General features: G+C 47.6%; 10 protein-coding genes and 1 pseudogene. 6 read left to right on the forward strand and 5 right to left on the reverse strand.

The features are described 5' to 3' along the window. Nucleotides 1-56 precede the first annotated feature (56 nt). The 3 genes from ACVA53_RS20025 to ACVA53_RS20035 are packed head-to-tail and all read left to right on the forward strand — an operon-like array spanning nt 57 to nt 2157. On the forward strand, nt 57-713 hold the full coding sequence (locus ACVA53_RS20025) for a dihydroxyacetone kinase subunit L (protein ID WP_255041288.1): 657 nt from the start codon (nt 57-59) through the stop codon (nt 711-713). Next, complete coding sequence (gene lsrF / locus ACVA53_RS20030; RefSeq protein ID WP_446506051.1) at nt 706-1590, forward strand: 3-hydroxy-5-phosphonooxypentane-2,4-dione thiolase; 885 nt, start codon at nt 706-708, stop codon at nt 1588-1590. Before ACVA53_RS20025 ends, lsrF begins: the two co-directional genes overlap by 8 nt. 12 nt (nt 1591-1602) lie before the next feature. Beyond that, nucleotides 1603-2157 carry a DUF1097 domain-containing protein gene (locus tag ACVA53_RS20035; protein ID WP_446506052.1) on the forward strand — a complete coding sequence of 185 codons (555 nt, stop codon included), beginning with the start codon at nt 1603-1605 and terminating at the stop codon, nt 2155-2157. Nucleotides 2158-2670: 513 nt separating this feature from the next. Here ACVA53_RS20035 and ACVA53_RS20040 read toward each other — a convergent pair. Further along, nucleotides 2671-3750 (reverse strand): alcohol dehydrogenase family protein, encoded by a 1080-nt coding sequence (locus tag ACVA53_RS20040; protein ID WP_446506053.1) that lies wholly within the window; start codon nt 3748-3750, stop codon nt 2671-2673. 320 nt (nt 3751-4070) lie between these two features. Between ACVA53_RS20040 and ACVA53_RS20045 the strand changes: the two genes are divergently transcribed. Beyond that, a complete protein-coding gene (locus ACVA53_RS20045; protein ID WP_446506054.1) occupies nt 4071-4466 on the forward strand; it encodes a thiol-disulfide oxidoreductase DCC family protein in 396 nt (131 codons plus the stop codon). A gap of 141 nt (nt 4467-4607) precedes the next feature. Here the strand turns inward: ACVA53_RS20045 and ACVA53_RS20050 are convergent, their stop codons facing one another. The 3 genes from ACVA53_RS20050 to ACVA53_RS20060 all read right to left on the reverse strand — a co-directional run bounded on the left by ACVA53_RS20050 (nt 4608) and on the right by ACVA53_RS20060 (nt 9286). Further along, a complete protein-coding gene (locus tag ACVA53_RS20050; RefSeq protein ID WP_446506055.1) occupies nt 4608-6878 on the reverse strand; it encodes a heparinase II/III domain-containing protein in 2271 nt (756 codons plus the stop codon). 1 nt (nt 6879) lies between these two features. After that, nucleotides 6880-7431 carry an acyltransferase gene (locus tag ACVA53_RS20055; protein ID WP_255041297.1) on the reverse strand — a complete coding sequence of 184 codons (552 nt, stop codon included), beginning with the start codon at nt 7429-7431 and terminating at the stop codon, nt 6880-6882. A 73-nt stretch (nt 7432-7504) separates the two neighbouring features. Further along, nucleotides 7505-9286 carry a sodium:solute symporter family transporter gene (locus ACVA53_RS20060; protein ID WP_255041298.1) on the reverse strand — a complete coding sequence of 594 codons (1782 nt, stop codon included), beginning with the start codon at nt 9284-9286 and terminating at the stop codon, nt 7505-7507. A 201-nt stretch (nt 9287-9487) separates the two neighbouring features. Here ACVA53_RS20060 and ACVA53_RS20065 point away from each other — a divergent pair, with 201 nt between their 5' ends. Beyond that, the gene (locus tag ACVA53_RS20065) at nt 9488-10399 is read left to right on the forward strand and encodes a LysR family transcriptional regulator (protein WP_255041299.1); all 912 of its coding nucleotides are present in this window, start codon (nt 9488-9490) and stop codon (nt 10397-10399) included. Nucleotides 10400-10577: 178 nt separating this feature from the next. Here the strand turns inward: ACVA53_RS20065 and ACVA53_RS20070 are convergent, their stop codons facing one another. Beyond that, a complete protein-coding gene (locus ACVA53_RS20070) occupies nt 10578-12041 on the reverse strand; it encodes a sugar porter family MFS transporter (RefSeq protein ID WP_446506056.1) in 1464 nt (487 codons plus the stop codon). Between the two features lie 574 nt (nt 12042-12615). On the opposite strand from ACVA53_RS20070, the pseudogene ACVA53_RS20075 reads away from it, so the two are divergent. Continuing rightward, nucleotides 12616-13136: pseudogene (locus tag ACVA53_RS20075) on the forward strand (myo-inosose-2 dehydratase); the annotation flags it as partial.

The raw sequence follows: 13136 nt of genomic DNA on the forward strand, positions 1-13136 counted from the left end.
ACCAGACGTGTATCGAAAGGTGCAGGGGATCATTTGGCCTGAAAAAGGTGACATAAATGAAGACGTTTAATCAAAAGTTATTATTTAGCATGTTGTTATCTGCTGCGAAGGACATTCGTGAATCTGTGCCGCTGTTGAATGATTTAGATGGCAAAACGGGTGACGGAGACCATGGCACTACCATGCTAAGGGTATCTCAATGCATTGATAAAGCATTGGCAAATAGCAGCGATCCAGATTGGCAGAAAACCATAGATGACATGGGCTGGTCCATCATGAGTCAAGATGGAGGCTCTGCCGGCATGTTAATTGGCAATCTGTTCTGCGGCTTGGCTACGGGTCTTAATGAACCGGAACTCACACCGCAGCAAACGGCGACAGCCTTCAGGAAGGGGCTTGATAAGCTCGCTTATTTCAGCGGCGCGAAAGCTGGCGATAAAACCATGTTGGATGCGCTTATCCCAGCGGTTGAAGTGATGGAACAATTGGCATTGGATTCCGAGGATATCGCTGCGATGTTTTTGAGTGCGGCAAAGGCCTCAAAAAGCGGGGCTGAGAAGACCAAACAGATGAAACCAGTGCGGGGCAGAGCTAAAAATATGGGGGAAAAAGCCATTGGGTTTGTTGATCCGGGGGCAACCAGTATTTCGATCCTGTTCAATTCTTTTTCCAATCAGATAAACGTCATGAATAAGGAAGAGTGTTATGGCTGACAAAGATGGAATGGTACTGGCGAAAGAATATGGCTTGGATTGTCCTCCGGTGAAAGAGGCTTTCCATATAAAGGGCATGGATCATGTTGATTGGGGAATGAAAGATCGGCTTAGCCGTATTTTCCGCCCCGATACCGGTAAAACGGTCATGCTAGCCTTTGATCATGGCTACATTATGGGGGCAACGGCCGGGCTGGAGCGTTTAGACTTGTCTATCAACCCTTTGGCCCCATATGCAGATGCTCTGATGGCGACCCGTGGAGCGCTCAGAACCTGTATACAGCCCAACCACAATAAACCGGTGATCCTCCGTGCCACTGCAGGGAGCACGGTGCTCAAAGATGATATGAGCTGGGAAGTGTCCGGTGTCGATATTGATGATGCGGTGCGGATCAATGCCTCTTGTCTTGCTGTACAAGCATTTGTCGGTGCTAGTGGTGAGTGCCGCAGCTTGGAAAATATTGTTCGCACCGTCGATAGTGGCGCTCGTTACGGTATTCCGACTATGGGGGTTACGGCGGTGGGCAAGGAGATGGAGCGTACTCCTCGCTATTTCATGCTGGCGACCCGAGTGCTGGCGGAATTAGGTGTCCATATTGTCAAAACGTATTATTGCGATGACTTTGAAAAGGTCACGGCTGCCTGCCCTGTTCCTATTGTTGTCGCTGGTGGCAAGAAAACCTCGGAAATGGACGCCTTGCACCTGACTTATAAGGCAATCCAAGACGGTGCTGCTGGGGTTGATATGGGGCGTAATGTGTTCCAGTCGGATTGTCCGGTTGGCATGCTCCGAGCTATCAGTGCGATCGTCCATGATGGGTTGACACCACCGCAGGGGTTTGACCTATACCAATCAGTGAAAAGCCAGTTGGCATAAGGAGAATACGCTATGAACTGGAGTAAGTTTATTGTTATCCCGATTATGGTTGCGACTTTAGCGTTTACTATTCAAGGGCTCGATCAGGTATTGGCTGGACTCATGCCCGTGGCCGATAATGTAGGGTTTGGCTGGATAGCCTTTATCTCCTGGGCCATGTACTTCATGGCGGGTTGTACCTTGGAAGGTGGGAAAAAGGTCTTTTGCAACTATGTGACCGGTATTGTCGCGTCAGTTGCGATTATGCTGCTAGGCGGGGCATTGGGGGGAGGCTTAGGGTTCTTTGCTTTCCCTGTTGCGGTATTCGTTGTGGTGATCCCTTGCATCTGTCTGGAGCGCATTCCGCCGTTTGATTTTGTGCCAGCGTTGTTTGTTGGGGCTGGTATCTTCTTTGGCTTCATGTCTTATGTGCCGGGAGCAACTTTTGCGACTGCAGCAATCACCGAGTTGGTATATTGCGTCATCGGCCTTGGCTATGGTTGGATGACTGTCACTCTTAGGGGTAAATACGAAGCATCACTGCAAGACTCTACAGAGAAAGCCTCGGTGGAGCACCCATCGACCTAATACTAACATGGTAAATGTTGGGATTAGGATGCCAGTTAACTTGTCATTGTCGGATAAGTTAACTGGTTTTTCAGCAAGTTTTTTTATCGTTAATGTTCGTTGCTGAAGCTGTAGTGGATGAAGCCTGCTGCTCCAGAGATAAGAGTGGCGAGTGAAAAAATAATAAATCCCATACGTTTCTCCTTTCAAGCTCATTACGCTATATAACTTGAAACCATCATGTCATATCAGGCTCAGATTCGGTAAGGCCTAGTTATCACTTTTTGATAGATCTATCAGCGATGGTTCGTTCCAGTTCACAGAACCGACATTTTCTACTGAGCGTGGTGGGGCTTTTTGCCTTTTCGTGGAGCATTATTTTGACTGATGGCAAAATAATGAAGTTATCCTGCTGCCCATCAATGATTCGATGATTTATACTTATGTAGGTTGGTATTACTAGGGGAATTGAATAGAAAATAAGGACGTAGCCAAAAAGGCCAGCGCAAACGCAACTGGCCTTCCTTTGGGTCATTAGCCCTGCGAAGAAGGGATTAACACAAAGTTACCCACATGCTTCTTCTCGAGAAACGCCTGTTGTGCGGCGGCAATCTCTTCGAGTGGGAAGGTCTTGGCTAGTAATGGCTGGATTTCGCCCCTTTCGATATAGCCTATTAAGTTAGGGAAAACGGGGGCATCCCAAGCGGTCGTACCGATAAGGGTGATGTCCTTGAGGTACATATCCCGCATGTCTAAGTCGACCACAGGGCCGGCAATGGCGCCGGAAGAAACCAGTCGTCCACCGCGTTTGAGTACCTTTAGCATGGTTGGGAATTGTTTGCCCGCGACATTATCGACGACTAAATCGACACTGTTTTCGCCCAGTAGGCTGATGAGATCATCGCTGCGATCCAGCAGTAGATCAACGGCCAATTTTTCCAGTTGCGGATGCTTGTCACGGCTGGCAATGGCAATAATCTTAGCACCTCGCCTTTTGGCTAGCTGAATGGCTGCCGATCCAACACCGCCGGATGCACCCGCGATCAGGACTGTTTCACCTTCAACTAGGTTGGCGCGGTGAAGCATGTTTTCTGCAGTACCATAAGCACACGGAATCGTGGCAAGCTCGGCATCAGACCATTCACACTCTATGGCAAATGCGTGCTTGGCTTTGACCTTGGTAAATTGGGCAAAGGCACCATTGAAATCCGAACCCAGCCAGGCATTATCGAAACCTTCTCCTCTCTGGCAAGGGCGCAAAAGAACACGCTTTCCAACCAAGTGACGATGGGAGTTATCAGCATCAGAAACGACAGTGCCACAGCAGTCTGTACCCTGAATGAGTGGGAAAGGGGTGGACTTATTCCAGCCGCCATCACTTTTTTGTTGTTGGCTAGGTGATGCGCTATCTGACGTGTTATTGGTTGAGTCGGTGACAGAGGATGAATACCAGCCTAAACGGGTGTTGATTTCGGTATTGTTCATCCCCGCAGCATGGACTTGCACCAATACTTCGTCATGCTCAAGGGGGGGCAATGCCACATCTTTGTAAACCAACTGTTCATAGCCGCCTTGTCCAACGGTAACAATGGCTTTCATCCATTTTGGTTCCATGTGTTTTGCTCCTAGCGATCTCTCAATATTGACTAGCAAGAGAGTATCCGAGTTCGTTTATTTGTGCATGTATATTTAATACCAACCTACATAAACATTTGATCAGTCTTGCAGGTTAAAATCGCTGTTCTCTGCGTTAGATATTTTATAATTAGAGCAACTAGTTACTGCTATCTCTGCCTTGATAACAACGATTTTTCCAGTGCAAATACTTGATCAACGACTTATCCAGATTGGTCCATTATTTTTATTGGTGATCGTTTGCTCAGTGTGATCGGTAATCTAATCTGCACCTTTTGACGTACAAGGGTGGTTTACGTATGGATGAGGTTTATATGCTGACGATATTTTTTGACGGCTCATGCCCACTCTGCGCAAAGGAAATGGCGACCTTGAAGCAGTATGACTCTCGCGATGTAATTCAGCTTGAAGATATCCAGCAGCCAGATTTTTCCGAGCGGTTTCCAGCCGTTGACCCAAATGCTGCAATGCAGATCTTGCATGGTCAGTTAGAAGGTAAAGCTGTGTATGGGTTGGATGTGACGTACCATGCGTGGCGATTAGTTGGCAAAAAATGGCGGGTGGCTTTTTTGCGCTGGTGGTGGATTAAACCGTTTGCCGATAGGGCATACTTGTTTTTTGCCAAACATCGTCAGCTAATTTCTTCGCTATTGGCGCGCAAATTCCGCTGTGACAGCAACGCTTGCTCCAAGTAGGTTGCCAAGTTATCCGTAGTGGGTAATGGCAATGGTTTTTTGCAGAGCGGTCTCGGTTTCCAGTTCAAATTGGATGAGTGATATAACAACAACCCCACCGGATGGACACCTGGTGGGGCTGGTTATCGACCCTCTTATAAATCAACCAACAGCAACTTTTTGGGTGGCTTGTTGGACTTCAACAAGGTCATTGTTAAGGTCAATTACGATTGTTTCTTGGTCGGCAAAAATTGTCAGTGTCTGATCGGCCCCAAGCTGGTGGGCGATAGGTTGCTTTTCACAGCACGAAATCACTAAGTGTTCCTGTTGCTCAGGTAGCGACCATTGTAAATGATACATTTGCTCGCTGGCATCCGAGATCACTTGTTCATCATGTGATTTATCCTCGTCGTAGCCATAGGAGAGCGCAGGGCTGATGCGATCATGGCTTGGCAAGCTCACTTGGTAGTCTTTACTTTGTCCTGCAAGGCTGATGTTGCCACCTGCAGTTACTGCATAGAGTGGAGAGTGAAGTCGCCATTGCACTGCCTGAGGTTTATATAGCGAAATTTGATCACAAATCAGCAGACCTTTGCCAGTCAGCATGACTACAGTACGGGTAAAGTGGTTGGTCTCTTCATAGGCATGGCCAAGTTCGAACTGCACCAGTGACCAGCCTGTCCCTTGTTCTTGCCGCAGTACCTTGGCCGTCGCTGCTTCGTTATCCAAGATTTGGCCTTTGCCTCCCACTTCTTTACCACCCTTTTGGTTATCAACAAATAGGGGTAAATTATGGGCTTGGGTAGTACGGGTCCATTGGCTGTGGTGACCACTGCCAAACCGGTAGCCGTAGCTGCCACTTGGGGTCAGGATGCTCTCACCATCATCAAACAACGCAACGTTACCCTGATCGGCATGACGGTGTGAGCTGTTACCAAATTGGCTGGCTCGATAGTAAAGCGCTAGCTCTTGGGTCTGTGCTTTGCCAAGGCCGGCAAAAGGGTAATATTGACTATAAACAGGCTTCTTTTGGCAATCTACTTTGGCAGAAGTCGTTTTATCACAAAGCGCGGCGTCTTTGGCAAATGCCAGCTGTGTATGTGTCGGAACAACATCAAGCAAATGCAGATGGAACACATCGATCTTCGACTCTAGCTGCTTGCAGGTCTCACGGGCATGTTCATCACCGAAGCGCTCGGCGTATATCCGCAGTGGGTTCTGGGCAAAAAAGCCCGGCCACTCGCGGCCATCACGTTTGCACCAAAAGCCATCACCGAACGGATGGATATCTTGTTCGGGCGCGACAAAGTCCATCGCAAATTGACAGTAGTTTTTGTAAAAAGGATGCTCATAAAAAGAGAATCCGCTTATCCTTTCGACTGATAGGAAGAAAGGGTGATGCCACTTGCTATACGACGATGAATAGAAAGGACCTTCAGCCCAGCTGCCATCTTCGCCACCGTAAAATGGCAGCACGCTTTGGTAAATCATCAAGGCGTAGTTGAGCCAGCGCTCGCAAACCTGCGCATCATATTCTTTGTGCAGTGCTAATGCCGCTACACCCAGATAAGCGGGCAGGCGAGACGTGTGTGAATGGCCTGGGAACTGTTTGAACTGATCTTGCTCTAGACGTTGTTCCATCTGGTAGGCAATACGCACCAGCATGGGTCTGATGAAATCTTTTTCACTGTCGGTCAGTAGCGGTGCCAACCAGTGATAAGCAAGGTAAAGGTTTCGAGCTAGCGATAGGCCAACCTCGTCGCCCCAGGTGCACGGACGAAGCAGTGATGCCGGACCTTCAGGGCTCCATTCGGCTAGTCGTAGCATAAGTTGCACGGCTAACTCACCGCTTTCTTCCTCGCCCCAGATTTTGTAGAGCAGGGTAAGCGCCATCAAGTCGCGATCAATCCAGTTGCGCACATTGGCAATGGCGGTACGTTTACCTTCTTCTTCTCCACGGCGGTAGTGGGTCGGGTAGGTAATAGCATCGAGATTGACCAGTGCAACCGTGTTCTTGAATTTGTCGTAAGCTTGCGAAGAAGCATCTCGAACGTCGGTGATATCACTATCAAAATACATCAAGAATTGATCATGCTCGGCGCACAGTTCAAACAGCTCGTTGGCACTTGGCGGCTGATACTTTTCAGTTTGTTCATCAATGGCAAATGTCATCCACTGTGACATTTCGTTATTGATATCTTGCACCCGCCAGCGGTATTGGCCACAAGAAAGCATGAAAGGCAGGCGGAATGGTGAACTGATGTTTTCCCAGCGCCATTGAAGTGGCTTTTCAACATGTTCTAGCTCGATGCTATACACGGCGGTATAGTCTGACTGCGGCCAGTTAAAGCTCGGTGGATTGATCCGTGCCGGCTTGTTTTGTTCTGGGGTGACAAACTTTTGAAAATCATGGGTTCGGCGTAGAGACAACATATTACACTTCCTTGTTAAACCAGATGTATTCTCCGTTTTCCGGGTTTATTTCCCCGATTTGCGTGGCCGGAGAGCCTGCAACTATGGCATGTGGAGCGACGTTGCGGGTCACCACAGCATTGGCACACACTAAGGCCGCTTTGCCAATGGTGACACCGGGAGTGATCACCACACCGGAAGTCAGCCAAACACCGTCTTCGATGACCACTTTGCCCTTCTCTAGGCAGGTTCGGGCACTGAAGTGGCCGGAGGCCGGGTCGAACAGGTGGTTTGAGGCGACGATCGAGACATGCGGGCCAATCAACACATTCTCACCGATCGAAACATCGCCGTTGATGTAGCTATAGAGACCAATATAAGAATGCTTGGCGATTTGATTGTCGCCAATACGGACAATGGCGCCAGGGGCAATACGGACCCCTTCGTTTAGGAACCCGAGGATTTGGGCACGGGCATTATCATCTTCAAAGTTATTGCTTTGGCTGGTGTAGAGCGTGAATTTTTTGAATTCTTCTTCAGTTAGCTCGCCACCGAATCGTTGCTGTACTGACATGTTCGTCTCCCTAAAAGAGATAGGAGCAAGGCTGCTCCTATCCCAAGTCGTTCAAAATAAAAATCAATATTGCTTAGCTAATGGCCAACTCGGCATCGACTGCTTCAGTCAACTTGCGCTTAGAGCGAAGAAGTAAGAAACCGATAAAGCCGACAATCGATGCAACCACGATAAACAGTGCACGACCCCATAGCGGGTTAGGAACGAGGGCCAATGACGCCAAGAATAGCGATGCAGTGAGCAGCATCTTACCTAGCATGTCATGCTGTTTGTTATCCATACGGATGCTAGCTTCGGTGTCTTCAACCACGACTTCGGTATCGACATTGTTGAAGAACTTGTTGATTTCAGCCGCACGCTCTGGAGATGGCTCTTTGTAGAAGAAGCGAGACAGTACAAAGAATGGCAACGTGATCGACATGTGACCGATAACACCCAGAGTGACCGACTTCATTTCTGCAAATTCACGGGCGCTGATTGGTGCATCTAGACCCAGTACAGCTTCGATAGTCTGTGGCGTGATAACAAAGGCAATGATGGCAGAAACACCCATACCAACCAAAATTGTGCCCCAGCCAGCCCAGTCAGGTGTTTTACGGATGAAGAAACACATGATGGAAGGAATAAGCACTGGGAAGCCAACTAGCGTACCGACCAGCATCATTAGGTCAAACAGGCCGAATTCTTTTAGAGATGTCAGGAACAGACCAGTGATGATGATCACCACACCAAATACCGCAGTTAGGATCTTACTGGCAAGCATCAGGTGTTTTTCAGAGTAATCTTTACAGAAGTATGGTTCATAGACACTTTTCAGGATGATACCGGCGTTACGGTTCAGTGCTGAATCCATTGATGACATGGTTGCGGCAAACATGGCTGCTAGCATCAAGCCAACCATACCGACAGGCATTTCACGGCTAACAAAGATGTAGTATGTTGCATCGGCTACTTTGTCACCAAGGCCTTCCAAGCCCCAAGTCGTGACATCTGGGTAGTTACCGGCAACAAACCATGCAGGCAGGAACCAAATCATTGGACCCAGGATCATTAGGAAACAGGCTAAAAGGGCTGCCTTACGGGCGTTTTTAGTATCTTTTGAGGCGATAAAGCGGTAAGAGTCGACCATGTTGTTGGTGCTAAAGAACTGCTTGATAAAGATACAGATAAACCAGCCGACAAACAGGTGGGTGTAGCTGTAGCCGTCACCAATTAGTTGTTGGGCAGGCAGACCCACTTCCATTAGGTTACCCACACCGCCAGATTTCCAAATCGCCACCATGGCTGCGACAAATGTCATTACGGTGATAATGATCATCTGCATGAAATCTGAGGCGATAACTGCCCAGCTACCGCCAACCAATGACATGAACAGTACGACCAGACCGGCACCGATAATGGTTTGCTCAAGAGGGACACCGACGACTGCACTGGTAAATACCGCCAAACCGTTCAGCCAGATAGCGGCTTGAAGCACGCTGAGTGGTACGTTAGCCCAAGTGAAGACCTGCTCGTTCACTTTACCCAAACGTAGCCTTACGCCCTGAAGTGGGCTGATCACACGCATTTGACGCGCTTTAGCAGCAAAGAAGAGGTAGTTGCAGAAGTAGCCAAGGGCGTTAGCAATAAATACCACACCCACGGACATGCCGCTAGTTAGCGCTTTTCCCATCAACCCGGTGAAGGTCATCGCACTCAGTGCCATCATGAACGCACTGGAGCCAACCATCCACCATAGCATGCGGCCTCCCCCACGGAAGTATTCACTGGTATTGGATGCCGCCGAGCGGAACACCCAGCCAAGGCTCATTAGAAAGATGAAGTACACGAGTACGACAAGAATATCTATATCCATTTTGTAGGTTCCTATTGTGATAGGGAGAAGGTGTAATAAGACAAAGTTGAGGTGTCTCATCCCTTTTGTTGTTTTGGCGCAAGTAACCATGCAGAAAAAAAAGCATGAGACTTGATACACGTTTCACTATAGAGATCCTTATCAATCGGTGGAAATGATATTAATGTATAACAATAATACAAATGACGAATGGGCAGTTGGATGGACATAAAAACACTCAGAACCTTCATAACCGTAGCGAAATTAAAGAACTTTTCAGCTGCTGCGAGGGAATTACACACGGTGCAGCCGACGGTCTCGCGCCATGTTTCTGAATTGGAAAATGAACTGGGTGTAAAGCTGTTCCAACGCACTACCCATCAGGTAGAGCTCACGTTGGCGGGAGAAATGTTGCTGCCAGAAGCGTTGAATATCATTGCTAACGATCAGCGGGTTAAAACAATGTTGGGGCAAACGACCGAGCAAGGTGAGTGCCAGATCAATATTGGGTATCTGGCGACTGCTTGTTCGTTCTTCTTACCGACGTTATTGAGCCGGTTTACAGCGGCGAATCCCAACACCCAGACCAACCTGTTCGAAATGGCCGCCGATGAGCAATACCAGGCGTTAACCGAGAACAAGATTGATATTGCTTTTTCCCGGCGGCAGCCGAAATTAGACGGCAAGCAGTTTATGGTTGAGACGATTTACTCAGACCGACTGATGGCAATCCTTCCGTTGAACCATCCGTTTGCTGAGCGTCATGAGTTGTCTTTGAGCGAACTGCGAAATGAGCGGTTTATCCTGTTTCAGCCCCACGAGTGGATTGAAATGTACGAGCACATTCTCCTGCTTTGCCAGGAAAGTGGCTTTTCGCCAAAGGTTGCCAGTCACCCTGATAACATGCGTCACTTGGTAACCTCGGTGTCTTCTGGGTTGGGTATTTCCATTGCGCCAAGGTGTATCAAGTTCATCGCTCAGGACAATTGTGTTTGTATCCCGATCACTGAGGTGAACTTAGTGTTGCCATTATATATGTATTACAAAAGGCAAGGGGTCGCACCTCAGCTATCGGAGTTGGTGAAAGCGTGTCAGCACAAAGTACCGGATATTCAACGAATGCTGCAAAGCTAATACCAACCATTTTTCCTACGTAATACATAGATCAATTACTTATCCAGATTGGTATAATGCAGAAGCTTTGCTTGGATCTGTATTTGTCGGCGTAGACATAAAAAAACAGGCTTACCGAGGTAAGCCTGTTTGTTGGTCTAAATGTGGAGCAGTTGGATTTGGTAGAGAAAATGGATTATTAAGCGTTTGCGTTTGCGTTTGCTTGCGCTTCAGTAGCAGCTGGTGCTGGTACTTTCTTGCCAAGTTTTTTGGCCATCACTTCTTCCATTTTCTCCAGGCTGACACCTTTGGTTTCTGGAACGAACCTGACCACAACAAACATACAAATCAGTGACAGGATAGCGAACAACCAGAAGCTGAATGCACCGTTGAAATGCTCTCTTAGGAAGGCATTGTCATTCAGCATTGGGAACGACTGGGTGACGATGAAACCGGTGAACCACTGTGCACCCACTGCTATAGACATTGCACGAGAGCGAATGCTGTTCGGGAAGATTTCCGAGATCATGGTCCAGCAAGCACAACCCCACGATGTCGCATAAGAAACAACGTATAGACACAGTGCGAACAATGCTGCGTAGCCTTCAGTGCCAGTGTAAAGTACGTAACCGACAACCGTCATACCCACCGCACAACCGAATGTACCGTATTTCATCAGTGGTAAACGACCTACTTTATCGATGAGATACATACCCAGTGCGTTACCCAGGATGAAGACAATACCGACAAAAGTCGTCTGGAATAGGGCGTTCTCAGTACTACCGGTAATCGGTCTTAGGATTTCCGGCGTGTAATACATAATCACGTTGATACCGGTTAGCTGCTGGGCAGCAGCAACGAAGGTACCGATCACCAAGATAGAGAACAGTAGTGGGGAACGCAGGCTGACTTTTTTCTTGCCCGGCGCATTGGAGTCAGCCAGTGAGGCTTGGATTTCACCAATTAGCTGATCAGCATGCTTAGGATTAGAAATACGCGACAGGGTGTCTTTGGCTTCGTCAACTTTACCTTTTAGTACCAGCCAGCGTGGTGATTCAGGAATAAGGAACAACAGGCCAGCAAACAGTGCGGCTGGAAGCACTTCTGAGCCCAGCATCCAGCGCCAGCCCATATCAACCAACCACGTTTCACTCATACCTTTTGCAATCAGGTAGTTAACGTAGAACACCCCAGTCTGACCGATAACAGCAGATTGTTGGAACATACTGACGGCACGGCCGCGGAAGTCTTTCGGCGCCACTTCAGACATGTACATAGGTGAAACCACACAGGCCAAACCAACAGCGACACCACCAACAATGCGAAGTAGAACATAGAACGTGAAGGTAGTGGCAAGTGCCGAGCCGATGGCGGAGATCATGAAGAGGATAGCGCCGATGAAGAGGGTTTTACGACGGCCATATTTGAGGGCTGCCCAGCCGGCACTTACCGCACCAATGATACTACCTAGAACCACACTTGATACTGCCCAGCCGGTTTGTGCAGAGGTTAGTCCAAAGTGTTCGCGTATGGGGCCGATGGCGCCGGAAATAACAGCAGTGTCATAACCTAATAAGATTCCCCCTAGGGCTGCAATACAACAAATTCGAATAATGTAAGCAAAATTATGTTTTCGGGCCTCGGCCGCGGTTGTGGGTGACATGCGTTGCTCCTTGATTTTTTTCCCTTCTCTCACTCAACCATCGAATAAGCATGAGCTGGGTAGCGGTCCGATACGCCTTTACTGTAGGGCATAGGTATCGGCTGTTTTATTTCACCCTTTTATCTGTAGTAGTTATATGTTGCTCTGAAAATATTTTTTCATAAGGTGATGTTTTAATCATATGGACAACATTTGCTCTCGGCTATACCTAAAGTTGATTTTTATTCGTAAATGATATCTTGATCAAATTAAGAAAAATATTTTTCAAAATTAATTTTTAATTTAAATGGTTGTTTTTATTGGGTTTTATCGGTTTGTGATCTTGCTCAAGAAATCGCCTTGGACCGCGTGGTTACTGGGTTCTTTCTATTTTTTTCAAAAAAATGAAATGCTTTTAGATGTTCGGAAAATATTTTTCATTTTGTTTTTTTTGGTTATAGTAATTCCCAAGTTAAGCGAACGGTGAACAGAGCGACATTCTTTACCTAGATGCGAAAAAGGCATAATCCAAAGAACAAGCTAATCACCTCATCACGTTAAATTTTTATTTAAGTTATATTTTTGGAGAACAAACATGAGCAATGTGCAATACGGAATCAGCCCACTGACTTGGACTAACGATGATATGCCAGAATTGGGTGGTGAAATCCCATTGGAAACATGTTTGAGTGAGATGGCAGAAGCGGGCTTTACTGGTACTGAACTAGGTACTAAATATCCTCGTGAGCCAGAAGTACTTATTCCACTTCTAGAGCAACACGGTCTGGTTCTCGCTTCTGGCTGGTACAGCGGCAACCTGATGACGCTAACCGCTGACGAAGAAATCGCAGCAATGCAGGAGCACATCAAACTGCTGAAAGCCGCTGGCTGTAAAGCGATGGTATTTGGTGAAGTGAGCAATACAGTTCACGGCGACATCAACACACCATTGTCTCAGCGCGTTATCCTGACAATGGATGAGTGGAAAACCTACTGTGAGAAGCTAACAACAGTTTCTGAGTACCTACTAAACGAGCATGACATCAAGCTGTCTTTCCACCACCACGTGGGCACTATCTGTGAAACTGAAGACGACATCAACATCATGATGGAGCT

Source organism: Photobacterium sp. DNB23_23_1, assembly GCF_052873815.1.